The organism is Rhizobium phaseoli, assembly GCF_001664385.1.
GTDB classification, from domain to species: Bacteria; Pseudomonadota; Alphaproteobacteria; order Rhizobiales; family Rhizobiaceae; genus Rhizobium; species Rhizobium phaseoli.
On record NZ_CP013532.1, the window covers coordinates 1504491 to 1523611 of the forward strand.

Consider the following 19121-nt stretch of genomic DNA (forward strand, 5'->3'; position numbering starts at 1 on the left):
TCTATTCCGGCAGCCGATAATCGGCGAGCTTGTTTTCCCGCACGATGAACAGCTTGCCTGTTTCGGTCACGCCGGGCCCCAGAAGCGGCAGGATCGCCTTGGCGACCTCGGAAGGGTGCGGCAGCGTCTGCGGATCTTCGCCCGGCACGGCCTGCGCCCGCATGGCGGTGCGGGTCGCGCCCGGATCGACGCTGGTGATGCGCAGCGGCGTCGATTGCGTCTCGCCGGCCCAGGTGCGGGCGAGCGCCTCGACGGCAGCTTTTGAGGCGGAATAGGCGCTCCAGAACGGCCGGCATTTGTGCGCGGCGCCGGACGACAGGATGACGGCGCGGCCGGCGTCCGAGCGGGCGAGCAGCGGATCGACCGAGCGGATCAGCCGCCATGTCGCCGTCACGTTGATGGTCATTACCTTGTCGAACACCTTCGCCTCGATATGGCCGATCGGCGAGATGACGCCGAGCACGCCGGCATTGGCGACGAGGATATCGAGCTTGCCCCAGCGCTCGAAGATCGACCCGCCGAGCGCATCGATCGCGTTCATATCGGCAAGATCGAAGGGCACCAGCGTCGCGCTGCCGCCGATCGCCTTGATCGCGTCGTCGAGATCCTCGAGCCCGCCGACCGTGCGGGCGCTGGCAATGACATGGGCGCCGGCTTTGGCAAGTTCCAGCGCCGTGAAATAGCCGATGCCACGCGACGCACCGGTGACGAGTGCGATCTTGCCCTCAAGATTGATGTTCATCTGTCCGGTTCCGGATTTGCTTGCGAAGGTGAGGGGCGCAATTAGGCCCCTCGGAAGCGAAAGTCAAAGTGGCAAACGGCTCAGCCGTTGCTGGCAAGCATCGAAAGCTTGTTGCCCATGGACTCGCCGTTCTTGTCGAGCAGACGGGTCGGGTAGTCACCGGTGAAGTAGTGGTCGGTGAACTGCGGGCGGGCCGGATTGCGGTCCTCGCCGCCGACGGCGCGGTAAAGGCCGTCGATCGACAGGAAGGCGAGCGAATCCGCGCCGATATATTTGGCCATGGCTTCGACATCGGCATATTGGTTGGCGAGCAGCTTGTCGGCATCGGGCGTGTCGATGCCGTAGAAATCGGGGAAGAAGATCATCGGGCTTGCGACACGCAGATGAACTTCGCGGGCGCCGGCTTCGCGGATCATCTGCACGATCTTGAGAGACGTCGTACCGCGCACGATCGAATCATCCACCAGCACGACGCGTTTGCCTTCGATCATTGCGCGGTTGGCGGAATGCTTCAGCTTCACGCCGAAGGCGCGGATCTGCTGCGTCGGCTCGATGAAGGTGCGGCCGACATAATGGTTGCGGATGATGCCGTATTCGAAGGGGATGCCGCTCTCCTGCGCATAGCCGAGCGCCGCCGGCGTGCCGCCATCCGGCACCGGCACGACGACGTCGCCCTCGAGGGGCGCTTCCTTGGCGAGGTTCATGCCCATGTTCTTGCGCGTCGTATAGACGTTGCGGCCGCCGACGACCGAATCCGGCCGGGCGAAATAGACATATTCGAACAGGCAGAGGCGCTCCGGCTGCTGCTTGCTCGGCTTGCGGGCATCGATGCTGATCGAGCCGTCGGACTGGATTTCGCAGATGACGACTTCGCCGTTTTCCACGTCGCGAATGAACTTGGCGCCGATGATGTCGAGGGCGCAGGTTTCCGAGCAGAAGATCGGCTTGCCGTCGAGCTCGCCCATGACGAGCGGGCGGATGCCGGTGGGATCGCGCGCCGCAATCAGCTTGGTGCGCGTCATCGCGAGCATCGAATAGCCGCCCTCCATCTGGCGGATCGCATCGATGAAGCGGTCGGATGTGGAGGCATGGCGGGAGCGGGCGATGAGGTGGAGGACCACTTCGGTATCGGAAGTCGACTGACAGATGGCGCCGGTCGCGATGATCTGCCGACGCAGCGTCAGGCCGTTGGTGAAATTGCCGTTATGGGCAATGGCGATGCCGCCTTCCTCCAGCTCGGCAAACAGCGGCTGGACGTTGCGCATCGCCACTTCGCCGGTCGTCGAATAGCGTGTATGGCCGATCGACATGCTGCCGGGCAGGCGCGCGAGCGTCATCGGATTGGTATAGTGGTCGCCGACGAGGCCCATATGACGCTCCTGATAGAAGCGCTTGCCGTCGAAGGAGACGATGCCCGCCGCTTCCTGTCCGCGATGCTGCAGGGCGTGCAGGCCGAGAGCCGTCAGTGTGGCGGCATCAGGATGTCCCAGGATTCCGAAAACGCCGCATTCCTCATGCAGCGTATCTCCGTCGAGCGGATCGTCGGTCGGGAAGGAATGGGACTGGTTCATTTCTGCGGGCCTCTGCTCTCACAAGAATGGATCGGCATTTCCAGTATCATATATCGGAAACCTGGCAGCTTTCCGATAACTGAACGAAATCCGCTGTCAAAGCCCGCTCGCCGGCTCTGAAACGGCTGAGGTCCGGCGGAGCTGAATGCCCGGCCGGACCTTTATTTCACGTCCCGCTCAAATGGCAATTGCCGGACGGCGGGTCAAGCTCTTGAACACCGTGTCAATTCGCCGGCTGCTGTGTGCCGCCTGCAGGCGCGTCTTCCGCCGGAGCCTGATCGGTGGTCGGCGGCGTGGCGCCTTCGCCGCCCTGTGCCGGAGACTGCATCTTATCACGGAAGCTTGCCTCGATCATCTGGGCAAATTGCTCCGGCAGAACTGCCTTCAGCTTCACCACCATCGAATCCAGGAAGGGCTTCGACTTGGCCTCGTTGACCCAGGCCGGGCGGTGGTCGACATCAACGAGCCAGTTCCAGAAGGCCACAGCAACGACCATCAGCAGCAGGCCGCGCGCCGCGCCGAACAGGAAGCCGAGCGTGCGGTCGAGCGCGCCGATGCGGCTGTCGATGATGAAATCGGCGATCTTCATGGTGATGAAGGAGATGACGATGAGCGCGATCAGGAAAACGACCGCGGCCGAACCGGCGATCGCGATGCGATCGTCATCGGTGTATTTCTTCGCATAAGGGAGCAGGTACGGATAGAGGTAGTAGGCGGCGGCGGCCGAACCGCCCCAGCTTGCGATCGAAAGGATCTCGCGGGAGAAGCCGCGGACCATCGCCAGTACGGCGGAGAAGAGCACGACGCCGATGACAATACCGTCGAAAATCGTAATGGGCATGTAAATTCAACTCCAGGACTGCCGCTTGGCGGCCGTGTCGTGCCTTGTCGTGTGCTTCCTATATCATTACCGTTCCCGGCAATGAAAGGATCAAACCTCGTCTTCCACACGCAGCGCTCCCTTCGATCCGGCGATGCGCGCGACCAGATCCGGCAGGCTTTCGACCTCGTTCCATCGCCCGCCGGAACCCTTCGGCAGCTCGGCGGAGGCGGAAGGAAGCAGCGCTGTCGAAAAGCCCAGCTTCTCGGCTTCCTTGAGGCGCTGGGCGGTGTGCGCAACCGGTCGGATGGCGCCCGACAGGCTGACTTCGCCGAAATAGACGCAATCGGCGGGAAGGGCAATACCGGCGAGCGAGGAAACGAGCGCCGAGGCGACCGCGAGATCGGCCGCCGGTTCGGAGATGCGGTAGCCGCCGGCGACGTTGAGATAGACGTCGTGCTGGCCGAGCCGGACGCCGCAATGAGCCTCCAGCACCGCCAGGATCATCGACAGCCGGGCCGAATCCCAACCGACCACGGCGCGCCGCGGTGTGCCGAGCGAGGTCGGCGCCACCAGCGCCTGCACCTCGACAAGCACGGGCCGCGTGCCCTCCATGCCGGCGAAGACGGCCGCACCCGGCGATTTTTCGTTGCGCTCGCCGAGGAAGAGTTCGGACGGGTTGGCGACCTCGCGCAAGCCTCTGTCGGACATTTCGAAGACGCCGATCTCGTCGGTCGGGCCGAAGCGGTTCTTGACCGTGCGCAGGATGCGGTAGTGATGGCCGCGGTCGCCTTCGAAATAGAGCACGGCATCGACCATGTGCTCGACGACGCGCGGCCCGGCGATCTGTCCGTCCTTGGTCACATGCCCGACGAGCACCATGGCCGCACCCGTCTGCTTGGCGAAACGGATCATCGACTGCACGCCGGTGCGCACCTGCGTCACCGTTCCCGGCGCGGAATCGGCCAGCTCGCTCCACAGCGTCTGGATGGAATCGATGATGACGAGGTCAGGACGTTTGCCTTCGGCAAGCGTCGCCAGAATATCCTCGACATTGGTTTCTGCCGCCAGCAGCACGTCGGTGTCGGCTGCCGCGAGACGCTGGGCTCTGAGCCGAACCTGTGCCACCGCCTCTTCGCCGGAGACGTAGATGATCCTGTGGCCGCGCCGTGAAAGCGCGGCGGCTGCCTGCATCAGCAGCGTCGACTTGCCGATGCCGGGATCACCGCCGATCAGCACCGCCGAGCCGCGCACGAAGCCGCCGCCAAGCGTACGGTCGAGTTCGGACATGGCGGTATGAATGCGCGGCGCCTCCTCGATCTCGCCGGAAAGCGCCGTCAGTGCCACCGGCCGGCCCTTCTTTGGCGTCTTGCCCGGGCCGGAGCCGATGCCGCCCATTGGGTCTTCCTCGACGATGGTGTTCCACTCGCCGCAATTGTCGCATTTGCCGGCCCAGCGGTTATGCACTGCGCCGCAGTTCTGGCAGATGAATTGTGTCCTGGCCTTCGCCATCATCGTTCTTTCAGTCGAGTTATCAAGACGAAGCCGACGTGCGCTTCATCGAATCATTGTTGTGCTTGAGATAATGGCTATCGCGACGGATCAAAACTAATGATTTCCCCATCAGCGTTTGCCGTGCCTATGCTTTTCACCTCTGCTCAACAGCTACGGTGGAAGATGTTCGACTATTCGCTCGCGCATTGGCTTGCATTTCTATCGGCGGCGGTTTTGCTCAACCTGTCGCCCGGCCCTGATATCGCTTTCATCCTCGGCCACACGATGAGAGGCGGGAAACGCGCCGGTTTTTCCGCGTTGTTCGGCGTCTGGTCAGGCGCCTGCCTGCATGTGCTGATGGCCGCATTGGGCCTCTCCGCCGTGCTTGCCGCCTCTGCCTTCGCTTTCTCAACCGTCAAATGGCTCGGCGCCGCCTATCTCGTTTGGCTGGGCATCCAGGCTTTGCGCGCCGGTGGTGGCGGCAGCCTGATCAAGGCGGCCGGTGAAAGATTGCCGATCGCGAGGATCTATCGACAGGGAATCCTCGTGTCGGTGCTCAATCCGAAAGTCGCGATATTCTTCCTGGCCTTCCTGCCGCAATTCGTGGTCGACGGCGCGGCGCCGGCATGGGCGCAGCTCATGCTGCATGGCGGCCTCATCATCGTCGTCGCGGCCTTCATCGAACCGCCGCTCGTCCTCCTTGGCGGGCGCCTTGCGGACGCACTGAGGCATAATGAAAAAATCGGAGTGTGGCTCGATCGCGGCCTCGGCGCGCTTTTCCTGGCGCTCGGCGCCCGCCTTGCGCTAAGCAGCCGTTGAGGGCCAGCTTTATTCTTCGGCGACATAGCGCCGCTCGTGGCGAAGCCCCATGCTGGTCAGAATCTCGTATCCGATCGTCCCTGCCGCCCGTGCCACGTCGTCCAGCGCCACGTTCTTCCCGAACAGCTCGACATAGTCCCCGGCGCGCACGGCGTTTTCCGGCAGATCGGTGACGTCGAAGATCGTCAGATCCATGGTGATCCGGCCGGCGACCGGGACCTTATGTCCGGCGATGAAGCCTTGTCCGCCCTGCGGCACGACTTGGCGCAGCGGCACGCCGCCACTCGACTGGCTGCGCATATAGCCATCGGCATAACCGGCCGAGACGATCGCCAGCCGGCTGTCACGAGGAAGTTGCAGCGCCCGACCGTAGCTGACGGTTTCGCCGGCTTTGACGGTGCGCACCTGGATGACGCGCGCTTCCGCGGTGGCGACCGGCCGCATCGGATTTGCCATGCCGCAGACCACTTCGCCGCCGTAAAGAGCGATGCCCGGCCGGGTCAGCTCGAAGTGATAGTCCTCGCCGAGGAAGATGCCGGCCGAGGCGGCAAGACTTGAATCGACACCTTCATAGGCCGCGGTAACCCTGCGGAATGATTCGAGCTGTTGCCGGTTCATCGCGTGGCTGGGATCGTCGCCGCAGGCGAGGTGGCTCATGACCAGCACCGGCGCGAAGCTTGCCGGCCGCGAGACGTCATCGGCAAGCGCGATCGCATCGTCGATGTGCAGCCCCAGCCGGTTGAAGCCGGTATCGACATGCAGCGCGCAAGGATAATCGCCGTAATCGGCAAGCACCGCCATCCAGAAGGCGAACTGCTCGTCGGAAGAAATCACCGGCACCAGATCATTGTCGAAGAAGCGCCGTTCGGTGCCCGGCCATATGCCGGAGAGCACGAAGATGCGCGCCTCGGGCGCATAGAGGCGAAGCGTCACGCCTTCATCGACGGTCGCGACAAAGAAATCCCGGGCGCCTGCCGTGTAGAGCGCTTCGCCGGCATCCTCGATTCCCATGCCGTAGGCGTCCGCCTTGACAACGGCGGCGGCGCGCGCAGCGCCCGAACGGCGCGCCATGTCGCGCCAGTTCTCCGTCAGCGCGGTCAGGTCGACGGTCAGCCGCAGGCCTGCCGAGGCAAAATTGTCGTCTTCAGGGGCGTCAAGAAATTCGCTCATGATCCACGTCGAAAAAGAGGCCGGAGAAGGATTCCCCGGCCAGTCTAGAGGTCAACCCTGTCAAGGGAAAGGCCGAGGCTGGAGGACGGCTGCACCGCGATCAATGCTCTTCATATTGAATGAAGGATGGATCGGCGAGATCGGCAAAGCGCGTGAACTCCGCCTGGAAGGCCAGCTTCACCGTGCCAGTCGGCCCGTGGCGCTGCTTGGCGATGATGACGTCGGCCGTGCCCTTCACCTTGTCGAACAGCGCTTCCCATTCCGGATATTTCGGATCGTGCGGATCGCGCGGCTCCTGGTTCTTGACGTAATATTCCTCGCGGAACACGAAGAGCACGACGTCGGCGTCCTGCTCGATCGAGCCGGATTCACGAAGGTCGGAAAGCTGCGGCCGCTTGTCGTCGCGGCTTTCGACCTGGCGCGACAGCTGCGACAGCGCGATGATCGGAACATTGAGTTCCTTGCCGAGCGCCTTCAGGCCGGTAGTGATCTGGGTGATTTCCTGGACGCGATTGTCGCTGGACTTGCCCGAGCCGGTCATCAGCTGCACGTAGTCGACCACGAGCACGTCGAGGCCGCGCTGACGCTTGAGGCGGCGCGCGCGTGCCGAAAGCTGGGCGATCGAGATACCGCCGGTCTGGTCGATATAGAGCGGCACCTTCTGCATCATCATCGAGCAGGCGACGAGCTTTTCGAAATCGGCATCGTTGATGTCGCCGCGGCGGATCTTCGAGGAAGAGACTTCCGTCTGTTCGGAGATGATACGGGTGGCGAGCTGTTCGGACGACATTTCGAGCGAATAGAAGCCGACGACGCCGCCATTCCTCGCCTTCATGCTGCCATCGGACTGCACCTCGCCCTCGTAGGCGGCGGCGATATTGTAGGCGATGTTGGTGGCAAGCGAGGTCTTGCCCATGCCCGGGCGCCCGGCGAGGATGATCAAGTCCGAACGCTGCAGGCCGCCCATCTTGGCGTCCAACGAGTGGATGCCGGTGGAAATGCCGGAAAGGCCGCCGTCGCGTTCCTTGGCGACGGCCGCCATGTCGATCGCCAGCGCCACAGCGTCGTTGAAGGATTGGAAGCCGCCGTCGTAGCGGCCATTTTCCGCGAGTTCGAAGAGTCGGCGTTCAGTATCCTCGATCTGCGACTGCGGCGGCATGTCGAGCGGTGCGTCATAGGCGATGTTGACGACATCCTCGCCGATCGTGATCAGCGCCCGGCGCAGCGCCAGATCATAGATCGCCCGGCCGTAATCCTCGGCATTGATGACGGTAACGGCGTTGCTGACGAGGCTCGCCAGATATTGCGAAACCGTCATGTCGCCGACCTTTTCGTCGGCCTTGAGGAAGGTCTTGATCGTCACCGGGTTGGCGATCTTGCCCATGCGGATAATGTCGCCGGCCACCTCGAAGATCTTGCGGTGCAGCGGTTCGTAGAGATGGATCGGCTTGAGGAAGTCCGACACCCGGTAATAGGCATCGTTGTTCATCAGGATGGCACCCAGAAGCGCCTGCTCGGCCTCGATGTTGTTGGGTGCTTCGCGATAATGCTGCTCCGAGGGAGCAACAGCTGCAATCTTTCGAGCGGCGTCGTTCATCATCATCCGTTCTGTCTTTTTCCAATTCCGGATTTGCAATTCCGGATGGAGAAAATCAAGGGGCTGCAAAAGGCGCGGAGGCCCGCTTCGCCTAAATCCTGAACGCTGTGCACGTTGTTCGACTTCTCCACAGTCCTCGACGACACAAGCGAGAAATACCGGGAGTGTCACCCTGAGGACACGGCACGGAGCCGACTCAGCTCATCCGTTCCGGAGATGGTCATGGTAACGCGATGACATCGGCCACGCAGCAAAAACATCCGGAAATCCCCTGTTTAAAGATGATCTCCTCGGTTGTTTCCGATCATGCGGATGAAACGAAAAAGCCCGGCGCAACGGCCGGGCTTCCCTCACGCGGATCGTACCGGCGAGACTTATGCTTCGTCTTCGTCGATGCCGTCGGCTTCCGGATCGAAGAAGTCTTCGGGACGCAGCGCGTCTTCGTCGACACCGTAGATCGCGTCGACCGAGGTGAGTTCTTCACCCTTGGCCTGACGCTCGGCCTCTTCGGCGGAACGGGCAACGTTCAGCTCGACATGGATTTCGACTTCGGCATGCAGCTGCAGCTCGACCTTGTGCAGGCCGATCGCCTTGATCGGCGTGTTCAGGTGAACCTGGTTGCGGCCGATGTTGAAGCCTTCGGCGGCGAGAACTTCGACGACGTCACGGGCAGCGACCGAGCCATAGAGCTGGCCGGTTTCGCCGGCGGAGCGCACGACGATGAAGGACTTGCCGTCGAGAACGTCGGCGACCTTCTGGGCTTCCGACTTGCGCTCGAGGTTGCGGGCTTCGAGCGTCGCACGCTCGGATTCGAAACGAGCCTTGTTGGCAGCGTTGGCGCGAAGCGCCTTGCCGAGCGGCAGCAGGTAGTTGCGAGCAAAGCCGTCGCGAACCTTTACGGTTTCGCCCATCTGGCCGAGCTTGGAGATGCGTTCGAGAAGGATGACTTCCATTTCTTTGTCCTTTCTTGTGTCTCAGATTTTCGTATCGGATTGTTTGGGGGTGTCGGCATCTTTCGTCGGGGTCAGTGCGATCGCCTTGCGCGTGTCGCCGAGACCGAGGACGAGGATGAGGAGGGCTGGCAGCAGCATGAGCATGGAGGCCAGGTAGCAGAGGATGAGGGCCGGCAAACGCCAGTCCTTGCCGCGCGTGCGGAAATGCAGCGAGGCGAAACCGGAGAGCATGAAACCGGCGCCGAATGTGCCGATCACGGTTGCGCCGATCAGCGCCGGAACGCCGCCGAAGAAGCAGGCGGCAAGCCCGGCGAGGAAGACGAATATCGAATTGCGGTTCATCCGCAGCGACGAAGGAATGTCCTCGCGGGGGCGAAGTCCGCGGCCGGATGCTGCGACGATGCGCACCGCGAAATAATAGGCGGCAAACAGCATCGTGACCCACATGCCGCCCTGCAAAGCCGGCAGCATCAGCAGGATCAGCGATTTGGTCTGCGCGGTCGCCGCCGGATCGGGCATGAATTCCGGCTGCTGCTGCTTGACCGAGGTGATCAGCAGATCGACGATCGGATCGGTGATGTCGGGCCCGTAGCCGATCATCACACCGATGACGATGACGGCGAACGTCACCAGGCCGCAAAGATGCAGCAGGATATCGGAGAGCGGATACCAGGCGAGCAGGTGGTCCGGACCGCCGAGCTCGGATGCGGGGCGGGCGAGATTGGCGAGGTGGCTGAGCCAGCCTGCCGGCAGCAGCGTCACCAATGTCATGATCAGCGCGAAGAAGGGCGAGATGAACACCGCGCCGAGTGCGGCTGCGGTGACGACGGCCACAATCGCGGCGACATTCCCCCAGCCGAGCCCGACAAGCAGGATCGGCAGTGCCGAAGCGGTATAGAGGAGCGCGCTGAAAAACGACGGCTGCGCGCTCGCGCCCAGCACCAGCAGGGCGGCGGTCAAGCCGGCGAGTGCGCCGGTCAGCAGCGTTTTAAAATCCAGTCGTTTCAAGGTCGCTGTCCTGCTTCATCAAGCAGTTAGAGGATGTTGCTGAATCGAATTCAGAAACGTCTCAACATGGGTTTTTAGAGTTCCGATCCGCGCCCATCGCGGAAGGGAGGCAACCCCCGGATCAGGGATCCGGGGGTCACATATTCTATCAGGCGACGACGTACGGCAGCAGGCCGAGGAAGCGGGCGCGCTTGATCGCCTGGGCGAGTTCGCGCTGCTTCTTCTGGGAAACGGCCGTGATGCGGGACGGAACGATCTTGCCGCGCTCGGAAATGTAGCGCTGCAGCAGACGGACGTCCTTGTAGTCGATCCGCGGTGCGTTAGCGCCGGAGAACGGGCAGGTCTTGCGGCGGCGATGGAACGGACGACGGACCGGTGCGGAGGAAGCTTCAGACATTCTTATATCTCCTTATGCACGGTCTTCGCGGGGAGCGCGATCCGGACGCGGGCCACGCTGGAAGTCGCCGTCACGGCGCGGCGGACGGTCACCGAATTCGCGGCGCGGGCCACGGTCGCCGCCTTCACGCGGGCCGCGGTCGTCGCGGTCGCGCTTCTGCAGCATCGCAGACGGGCCTTCTTCGTGCTTTTCCACGGCGATGGTCATGTAGCGAAGAACGTCTTCGCTGATGCGCATCTGGCGTTCCATTTCCTGGATCGCAGCAGCCGGAGCATCGATGTCCATCAGCGCGTAATGCGCCTTACGGTTCTTCTTGATGCGGTAGGTGAGGGACTTGAGGCCCCAGTTCTCGATACGCCCGACCTTGCCGCCGTTTGCTTCGATCACGCCCTTGTACTGTTCTACGAGGGCATCGACCTGCTGAGCGGAAATATCCTGCCGGGCAAGGAATACATGTTCATAAAGAGCCATGACAGCTTTGCCTTTCTTGCGTTTGGTTCAACCCGATATTCGGCGGCTAAGCCTCAACGACTGCTCCTGATTGGGCGGACCCAGGCAAGAAAAGCGTTTCCGAGACGGTCGAGAGCGGAGACACGGGAGGCTGGAACGCTTCCGTTCCGAACGATTTCCGAGAGGAAACCGGCCCTCCGTTCAGCCACCAGCCAGAAGACCGGGTTAACGAACAGCGCGGCTTATACGGATTTTTCGGGGAAAGGCAACCCCAATCGGACATTCGAGCCCGACGCAGACCAATCGGCAGCGCCGGGCCGGGTCATCAAAGTGTCAGCGGATACTGCCGGTGCACCTTGGCAATCTCCGCCAGCACCTCGTCGGAAAGCGTCAGCTCGGCTGCACCGAGATCGGTTTTCAACTGCTCCATCGAGGTTGCCCCGATGATGACCGAAGCCATGAAGGGCCTGGACAGGCAGAAGGCGAGCGCCATGGCCGCCGGGTCGAGACCGTATCGGGCTGCGAGGGCCAGATACGCCTTGGTCGCTGGCTCCTGGAGCGGCTGCAGGCGGCCGCCGATATCGGGATTGATCGAAGCGCGCGACCCCTTCGGCCTGCCGCCATCGACATATTTGCCGGTCAGGATGCCGCCGGCGAGCGGCGAATAGGCGAGCAGCCCGACATCCTCGTAATGCGAGAGCTCGGCGAGATCGAGGTCGAAATGGCGGTAGAGCAGATTGTACTCGTTCTGGACGCTGGCAACCCGCGGCAGGCTCTTCTGTTCTGACAGCGTCAGATATTTCTGGATGCCCCAGGTGGTTTCGTTGGAAAGGCCGATCGCCCGGATCTTGCCTTCCTTGACCAGGGCCCCGAGCGTTTCCAGGATGTCGAGCATGTTGGCGACGGCCTTGTCCCGATCCTGGTTGAAGGGGTTGTAGCTCCAGTTCTGCCGGAAGTGAAAATGGCCACGGTTCGGCCAGTGCACCTGGTAGAGATCGACATAATCCGTCTTCAGCCGCTTCAGGCTGGCATCGAGCGCCAGGCGGATATTCCTCGCATCCGCTCCTTCACCGCCGCGCAGATAATCGCGGCCGCGGCCGGCGACCTTGGTGGCGAGCACGATCTCGCTCCGCTTGCCGGTCTTTTCGAACCAGCTGCCGATATAGTCCTCGGTCCAGCCCTGCGTTTCGGGCGAAACCGGCGTCGTCGGGTAGAGCTCGGCGGTATCGAAGAAATTGACGCCCTTTTCGACGGCGTAATCCATCTGCGCATGCGCGTCGCTTTCGCTGTTCTGCGAGCCCCAGGTCATGGTGCCAAGGCAGATTTCTGAAACGGAAATGTCTGTGCGGCCGAGTGACTTGTATTTCATGGAGAAAACCCTGGGAGCGATCTAGAGATGGAAGCCTTGGGGAAGGACCGGGCAAATCTAGGCCGGATTTGGCGGAGCGCAAGTGCAAAAACCGGGCTTTTGCACCGGTGCGAACGGCTTTGCGCAGAAGGTGCCGCCACTTGACTCTGCCGGAAAGAATGTCAATTGGAGGCAAAACAGCCTCGAGGGGCGCAATCAGGGACATCAGAATGACCATTGCTTTCACTTTTCCCGGCCAGGGCAGTCAGGCCGTCGGCATGGGCAAGGATCTGGCCGAGAATTTCGCGGAAGCCCGCGCCGTTTTCGAAGAAGTCGACGAGGCGCTCGGTGAAAAACTTTCGGACGTCATGTTCAACGGTCCGGAGGACACGTTGACCTTGACGGCGAATGCCCAGCCGGCGTTGATGGCCGTCTCGATCGCCGTTGTCCGTGTTCTCCAAGCCAAGGGGTTGGATCTGAAGGCCAAGGTCGCCTATGTCGCCGGCCACTCGCTCGGCGAATATTCCGCGCTTTGCGCCGCCGGCACCTTTTCGCTCGCCGACACGGCGCGGCTGCTACGCATTCGCGGCAATGCCATGCAGGCCGCCGTTCCCGTCGGCGTCGGCGCCATGGCGGCGATCATCGGGCTGGAACATGCCGATGTCGTAGCCATCTGCGAAGAGGCCGCGGCCACCGGCGCCTGCCAGATCGCCAACGACAATGGCGGCGGCCAGATTGTCATTTCGGGTGAGAAGGCGGCCGTCGAAAAGGCCGCCGGCCTTGCAACCGACAAGGGCGCCAAACGCGCCATCCTGCTGCCGGTTTCCGCTCCCTTCCATTCCAAGCTGATGGCGCCCGCCGCCGAGGCCATGCGCGCAGCGTTGGCAACAGTTGCGAAGTCTGATCCCGTCGTGCCTCTCATTGCCAATGTCCGCGCCGCCCCGGTGACGGATGCCGGCGAGATCGCGACCCTGCTGGTCGAGCAGGTGACCGGCCAGGTCCGCTGGCGCGAGACGGTGGAATGGTTCGCCGGCAACGGCGTGACCACGCTTTATGAACTCGGTTCCGGCAAAGTGCTGACCGGCCTTGCCCGCCGCATCGACAAAACGGTCAACGGCATCTCCGTCGGCGGTCCGGCGGATATCGACGCAGTCGTCGCCGCTCTCATGGCCTGATTGATATCTCCAGATATAAGGAACGTTTCCATGTTCGATCTTTCCGGCCGCAAGGCTCTCGTCACCGGCGCATCGGGCGGCATCGGCGAGGAAATCGCCCGTCTCCTTCATAAGCAGGGCGCCATCGTCGGCCTGCACGGCACCCGCGTCGAGAAGCTGGAAGCGCTGGCGGCCGAACTCGGCGAACGCGTCAAGATCTTCCCGGCCAACCTGTCCGACCGCGACGAGGTCAAGGCGCTCGGCCAGAAGGCCGAAGCCGAGCTCGAAGGCGTCGATATCCTCGTCAACAACGCCGGCATCACCAGGGACGGCCTCTTCGTGCGCATGAGCGACGAGGACTGGGACGCCGTTCTCGAAGTCAATCTGACCTCGACCTTCCGCCTGACGCGCGAGTTGACCCATCCGATGATGCGCCGCCGCTATGGCCGCATCATCAACATCACCTCCGTCGTCGGCGTCACCGGTAATCCGGGGCAGGCCAATTATTGCGCCTCCAAGGCCGGCATGATCGGCTTCACCAAGTCGCTGGCGCAGGAAATCGCCACCCGCAATGTGACCGTCAACTGCGTCGCCCCCGGCTTCATCGAGAGCGCCATGACCGGCAAGCTGAACGACAAGCAGAAGGAAGCGATCATGGGGGCGATCCCGATGAAGCGGATGGGTACGGGCGGCGAAGTCGCTTCGGCGGTTGCCTATCTTGCCTCCTCCGAGGCTGCCTACATGACCGGCCAGACGCTGCATGTAAACGGCGGCATGGCGATGATCTGAAACGATAAACCATCGGCTTGGGGATATTTCCGCCAATAGCATGTTGAGCAATCACGAAGCGTTGATTTTCTGGCTTTGCGGCAGACTTAAACCATGTTAAGCGGGCCATGACTGTGAACAGTCGTCCCGAGAAAGCAGACGGACCGGCGGGCTTTTCGCAAGCCTCGGAAATCTCTGAAGCCGGGTAAACGAGTTTGCCGAGGATGTCTGAAAACATCGCAGGCTGAAACAGGGTAGGGGTGCCGCGACGGCATTCCGATCAGGACATAAAGTCGAGGAAACCGACATGAGCGATATCGCAGAACGCGTAAAGAAAATTGTTATTGATCATCTTGGCGTCGATGCCGACAAGGTCGTCGAGAGCGCCAGCTTTATCGACGATCTGGGCGCCGACTCGCTCGACACGGTCGAACTTGTCATGGCTTTCGAAGAAGAATTCGGCGTTGAAATCCCCGACGACGCTGCCGACTCGATCCTGACGGTTGGCGATGCCGTGAAGTTTATTGAGAAGGCCCAGGCCTGATCCTGTATATTTGAGAAAGGGCGGGCCTGGAGTCCGCCCTTTTCTTTTCGGCCTATTTCTCCATAGAACATAAGAGACGGGGGAAAGCACGCGATGAGACGTGTCGTCATCACTGGTACCGGCATGGTATCACCCTTGGGATGCGGAACTGAGGTGACGTGGTCGCGGCTGCTCGCCGGCCAGAACGGCGCCCGCCTCGTCACCGAATTCGAGGTCGATGACCTTCCCGCCAAGATCGCCTGCCGCATTCCCCTCGGTAACGCCGCAGACGGCGCCTTCAACCCTGATGAGTGGATGGAGCCGAAGGAGCAGCGCAAGGTCGATCCCTTCATCATCTTCGGCATGGCCGCCGCCGACATGGCGCTTGCCGATGCCAACTGGCATCCCGAGAGTGATGAGGATCAGATCGCCACCGGCGTGCTGATCGGCTCCGGTATCGGCGGCATCGAAGGCATCGTCGAGGCGGGCTACACCCTGCGCGACAAGGGCCCGCGCCGCATCTCCCCCTTCTTCATTCCTGGCCGCCTGATCAACCTCGTCTCCGGCCAGGTGTCGATCCGCCACAAGCTGCGCGGACCCAATCATTCGGTCGTCACCGCCTGCTCGACCGGCGCACATGCGATCGGCGATGCCGCACGGCTGATCGCTCTGGGCGATGCCGACGTCATGGTCGCCGGCGGCACGGAATCGCCGGTCAGCCGCATTTCGCTCGCAGGCTTTGCCGCCTGCAAGGCGCTGTCGACCCAGCACAACGACGACCCGCAGAAGGCTTCGCGCCCCTATGACCGCGACCGCGACGGCTTCGTCATGGGTGAAGGCGCCGGCATCGTCGTGCTCGAAGAGCTGGAGCATGCCAAGGCGCGCGGCGCCAGGATCTACGCTGAAATCGTCGGCTACGGCCTGTCGGGCGATGCCTATCACATCACCGCGCCCTCCGAAGACGGCGAGGGCGCCGGCCGCTGCATGGCGATGGCGCTGAAGCGCGCCGGGCTGACACCGGCCGACATCGACTATATCAACGCCCATGGGACTTCGACCATGGCCGACACGATCGAGCTCGGTGCAGTCGAGCGGCTAGTCGGCAACGCGGCGTCGAAGATCTCCATGTCCTCGACCAAGTCGGCGACCGGACACCTTCTTGGTGCTGCCGGCGCCATTGAGGCGATCTTCGCCACGCTCGCCATTCGCGATAATGTCGCCCCGCCGACGCTCAATCTCGACAATCCCGAGCGCGAGACGGCGATCGATCTTGTTCCGCACAAGGCCCGTGAGCGAGAAATCAACGTGGCCCTGTCCAACTCGTTCGGATTCGGCGGCACGAACGCATCGCTCGTGCTGCGCCGTTACGCGCAGTAAGAGGCCCGCCGGGGCAGCGTGCTGGAGTCGAACGACCGGCAGCGTTTCGTTGAACCGTGGCAGAACCTGTTTTTGCCGCATTGCTTCGCGAAATAGCGGAATGAGGGCCAAGTTTTAGAGGATTGCCGGTGAGCGATACGACGAACCAGAGCAACGACAGCCAGGCGCAGAAGGGACCGATCATCCCGAAGTCGCCGAACGAGGCCCTGCGTCCGGAACGTGTTCCGGAACCGCCGAAGCGCTCCAGGAACGCGCGCAGCCAGATCGTCCTCTTTCTGAACTTCATTATGACGATGGCGGTCGTGGTCTGCGTCGTCGCGGTCATCGGCTTCTACTACGCGACATCGACCTATCAGAGCCCGGGGCCGCTGCAGACGAACACCAATTTCATCGTCCGCAACGGCGCGGGTCTTGCCGAAATCGCCTCCAACCTCGAGCGCAATGCAATCATCTCCGATGCCCGCATCTTCCGATATCTCACGGCGACACATCTTTCCGCCGGAGAGAGCCTGAAGGCCGGCGAATACGAGATCAAGGCGAGAGCCTCCATGAGCGATATCATGGAGTTGCTGAAATCCGGCAAGTCCATTCTCTATTCGGTTTCCTTCCCCGAAGGTCTGACGGTTCGCCAGATGTTCGACCGCATGCTGCAGGATCCCGTGCTGGAAGGCGACCTGCCGGCCGCGCTGCCGGCCGAAGGCAGCCTGCGTCCTGACACCTACAAGTTCTCGCGCGGCACCAAGCGTTCTGAGATCATCGAACAGATGGCGGCGGCGCAGCAGAAGCTCGTCGACCAGGTTTGGGACAAGCGTGATTCCTCGCTGCCCCTGCGATCCAAGGACGAATTCGTGACGCTTGCCTCGATCGTCGAAAAGGAGACCGGCGTTCCCGACGAACGTGCCCATGTCGCTTCGGTTTTCCTGAACCGGCTCGGCAAGGGCATGCGCCTGCAGTCGGATCCGACGATCATTTACGGGCTCTTCGGAGGCGAGGGGAAGCCGGCCGACCGGCCGATCTACCAGTCGGACCTGAAGCGGGACACGCCCTATAATACCTATGTCATCAAGGGCCTGCCGCCGACACCGATCGCCAATCCCGGCAAGGATGCGCTGGAAGCCGTCGCCAACCCTTGGAAAACCCAGGATCTCTATTTCGTCGCCGACGGCACTGGCGGCCACGTTTTCGCCGCGACGCTCGAAGAGCACAATGCCAACGTCAAGCGCTGGCGTAAGCTCGAGGCCGACAAGGGTTCGGATCCGAATATTGCGGTCGACGGCCAGCCGGAAGAGCAGCCGGCCGACAATGGCGCGACTGTCGTGCCGCCGAAGAAAAAGAAGATCAACTGAAAGATTTCGGAGGCTCGCATGGCTTTGCAGTCCATGACTGGTTTTGCGCGGCGCGAGGGGACGAGTGGCCGCTGGCGCTGGGCATGGGAACTGCGCTCGGTCAACGGCAAGGGTTTCGACCTGCGCCTTCGCCTGCCGCCCGGTCTTGAGCGCATGGAGGCGGAGGTCCGCCGCCTTGCCGGCGAAAGTTTCAGCCGCGGCAACCTGCAAGCTTCGCTCTCGGTCACTGCCGACGAGAACCGTTTCGAAGCCGTCCTGAACAGGCAAGCGCTTGCCGCCGTGCTTGCCATGCGCGAGCAGCTGGCGGATGTGATCGATCCGGCGCCGCTGAAGCTCGACACGCTGCTTCTGGTGCGCGGCATTGTCGAGTTCCGTGAGGGCGAGGATGGCGAGGAGGCGCTGGCCGCCCGGGATGCCGATATTGCCGCCGGCCTCATGGCCGCGCTTGCCGACCTCCGGGCGATGCGCGAACAGGAGGGGGCCGCACTCTCCCGCATTCTTCTCGATCACGTCGCAACGATCGAGGGCCTGACGCGGACGATCGAGACGGATCCCTCGCGCTCGCCGCAGGAGATCGCCACCCGGCTGGTGGCACAGGTGGCTTTGCTGATGGACGGCATGGCCGCGCTCGACCGTGACAGGCTGCATGCTGAAGCCGCGTTGCTGGCGACCAAGGCGGATCTGCGCGAGGAAATCGACCGCCTGAAGGCGCATGTCGCCGCAGCCCGGGATCTCCTGGCAAAAGGCGGACCTGCCGGGCGCCGTCTGGACTTCCTTGCACAGGAATTTAACCGCGAATCGAATACCATCTGCTCGAAGTCGAATGCCTCGGCGGTCACCGCCGCCGGCATCGACTTGAAAGTCGTGATTGACCAGTTCCGCGAGCAGGTCCAGAATTTGGAGTAGGACATGAAACCGGCGAAATCCTCGCCCGTGCAGATCGCCCGCCGCGGTCTGATGCTTGTTATTTCGTCGCCGTCGGGCGCCGGCAAGTCCACCATCGCGCGCACGCTTCTGGAGACCGACAAGCATATCGGTCTTTCCGTCAGCGTCACAACGCGCCAGCGCCGTCCGAGCGAGGTCGAGGGCGTGCATTACCACTTCAAGAGCGTGCGCGAGTTCGAGCGGCTGCGTGATAGCGACGCGCTGCTCGAATGGGCCGAAGTGCACGGCAATTTCTACGGCACACCGCGCGAGCCGGTCGAGCAGGCGATGGCCGAAGGCCGCGATATGCTCTTCGATATCGATTGGCAGGGCGCCCAGCAGCTGCAGGAGAAAATGTCGGCCGACGTAGTCTCGATCTTCGTGCTGCCGCCGACCATGACGGAGCTCCAGTCACGGCTGCATCGCCGCGCCGAGGATTCCGAGGAGGTCATCCAGACGCGTCTCGCCAACAGCCGCGCCGAGATCGGCCACTGGCGCGAATATGACTATGTCATCGTCAACGACGACCTCAACACCGCCTTCGACGCCGTCCAGTCAATCGTCAAGGCCGAACGCCTGCGCCGCGACCGCCGCCACGGCATGTTCGATTTCGTCCGCGAGTTGTTGGAAGAGACGCCGTCGCTTTAAAGCGCGCCGCGA

Annotated in this window: 19 protein-coding genes; 8 read left to right on the plus strand and 11 right to left on the minus strand. The window is 62.5% G+C overall.

Translation table 11 applies throughout. From position 1 onward, the window contains the following. Position 1: 1 nt before the first annotated feature. The 4 genes from AMC88_RS07330 to radA all read right to left on the minus strand — a co-directional run bounded on the left by AMC88_RS07330 (position 2) and on the right by radA (position 4645). Positions 2-742, minus strand: a complete 741-nt coding sequence (locus tag AMC88_RS07330) for an SDR family NAD(P)-dependent oxidoreductase (protein ID WP_012483295.1) — start codon at positions 740-742, stop codon at positions 2-4. 80 nt (positions 743-822) lie between these two features. Next, on the minus strand, positions 823-2313 hold the full coding sequence (gene purF, locus AMC88_RS07335) for an amidophosphoribosyltransferase (RefSeq protein WP_012483296.1): 1491 nt from the start codon (positions 2311-2313) through the stop codon (positions 823-825). Between the two features lie 223 nt (positions 2314-2536). Continuing rightward, positions 2537-3154, minus strand: a complete 618-nt coding sequence (locus AMC88_RS07340; RefSeq protein WP_004680491.1) for a CvpA family protein — start codon at positions 3152-3154, stop codon at positions 2537-2539. A gap of 90 nt (positions 3155-3244) precedes the next feature. Then, complete coding sequence (gene radA, locus AMC88_RS07345; RefSeq protein WP_012483297.1) at positions 3245-4645, minus strand: DNA repair protein RadA; 1401 nt, start codon at positions 4643-4645, stop codon at positions 3245-3247. Between the two features lie 165 nt (positions 4646-4810). Between radA and AMC88_RS07350 the strand changes: the two genes are divergently transcribed. Next, the gene (locus tag AMC88_RS07350; RefSeq protein WP_041683585.1) at positions 4811-5446 is read left to right on the plus strand and encodes a LysE family translocator; all 636 of its coding nucleotides are present in this window, start codon (positions 4811-4813) and stop codon (positions 5444-5446) included. Positions 5447-5455: 9 nt separating this feature from the next. Here AMC88_RS07350 and alr read toward each other — a convergent pair whose 3' ends face one another. From alr to AMC88_RS07385, 7 genes are all read right to left on the minus strand, one after another. Beyond that, a complete protein-coding gene (gene alr / locus AMC88_RS07355; RefSeq protein ID WP_041683586.1) occupies positions 5456-6616 on the minus strand; it encodes an alanine racemase in 1161 nt (386 codons plus the stop codon). Positions 6617-6716: 100 nt separating this feature from the next. Beyond that, positions 6717-8213, minus strand: a complete 1497-nt coding sequence (locus AMC88_RS07360; protein ID WP_012483300.1) for a replicative DNA helicase — start codon at positions 8211-8213, stop codon at positions 6717-6719. A 374-nt stretch (positions 8214-8587) separates the two neighbouring features. Continuing rightward, positions 8588-9166 (minus strand): 50S ribosomal protein L9, encoded by a 579-nt coding sequence (rplI, locus tag AMC88_RS07365; RefSeq protein WP_004680496.1) that lies wholly within the window; start codon positions 9164-9166, stop codon positions 8588-8590. A gap of 21 nt (positions 9167-9187) precedes the next feature. Next, entirely contained in the window at positions 9188-10174 is a 987-nt protein-coding gene (locus AMC88_RS07370; RefSeq protein ID WP_016734255.1) for a DUF2232 domain-containing protein, read from the minus strand. A gap of 148 nt (positions 10175-10322) precedes the next feature. Beyond that, a complete protein-coding gene (gene rpsR / locus AMC88_RS07375; RefSeq protein WP_004680498.1) occupies positions 10323-10571 on the minus strand; it encodes a 30S ribosomal protein S18 in 249 nt (82 codons plus the stop codon). 12 nt (positions 10572-10583) lie between these two features. Further along, complete coding sequence (gene rpsF / locus AMC88_RS07380; protein ID WP_004680499.1) at positions 10584-11042, minus strand: 30S ribosomal protein S6; 459 nt, start codon at positions 11040-11042, stop codon at positions 10584-10586. A gap of 304 nt (positions 11043-11346) precedes the next feature. Further along, positions 11347-12390, minus strand: a complete 1044-nt coding sequence (locus AMC88_RS07385) for an aldo/keto reductase (RefSeq protein WP_012483302.1) — start codon at positions 12388-12390, stop codon at positions 11347-11349. Between the two features lie 209 nt (positions 12391-12599). Here AMC88_RS07385 and fabD point away from each other — a divergent pair, with 209 nt between their 5' ends. From fabD to gmk, 7 genes are all read left to right on the plus strand, one after another. Further along, positions 12600-13544 carry an ACP S-malonyltransferase gene (gene fabD, locus AMC88_RS07390; RefSeq protein WP_012483303.1) on the plus strand — a complete coding sequence of 315 codons (945 nt, stop codon included), beginning with the start codon at positions 12600-12602 and terminating at the stop codon, positions 13542-13544. Positions 13545-13574: 30 nt separating this feature from the next. After that, entirely contained in the window at positions 13575-14312 is a 738-nt protein-coding gene (gene fabG / locus AMC88_RS07395; RefSeq protein ID WP_010061153.1) for a 3-oxoacyl-[acyl-carrier-protein] reductase, read from the plus strand. Between the two features lie 286 nt (positions 14313-14598). Beyond that, a complete protein-coding gene (locus AMC88_RS07400; protein ID WP_003547058.1) occupies positions 14599-14835 on the plus strand; it encodes an acyl carrier protein in 237 nt (78 codons plus the stop codon). 93 nt (positions 14836-14928) lie between these two features. Next, positions 14929-16191: a beta-ketoacyl-ACP synthase II gene (fabF, locus tag AMC88_RS07405; RefSeq protein ID WP_004680503.1), complete on the plus strand. Its 1263-nt coding sequence runs from the start codon at positions 14929-14931 to the stop codon at positions 16189-16191. Between the two features lie 128 nt (positions 16192-16319). Continuing rightward, entirely contained in the window at positions 16320-17537 is a 1218-nt protein-coding gene (gene mltG, locus AMC88_RS07410; protein ID WP_012483304.1) for an endolytic transglycosylase MltG, read from the plus strand. An 18-nt stretch (positions 17538-17555) separates the two neighbouring features. After that, positions 17556-18443 (plus strand): YicC/YloC family endoribonuclease, encoded by an 888-nt coding sequence (locus tag AMC88_RS07415; RefSeq protein WP_064825041.1) that lies wholly within the window; start codon positions 17556-17558, stop codon positions 18441-18443. A gap of 3 nt (positions 18444-18446) precedes the next feature. Next, positions 18447-19109 (plus strand): guanylate kinase, encoded by a 663-nt coding sequence (gmk, locus tag AMC88_RS07420; protein WP_004680508.1) that lies wholly within the window; start codon positions 18447-18449, stop codon positions 19107-19109. Positions 19110-19121 lie beyond the last annotated feature (12 nt).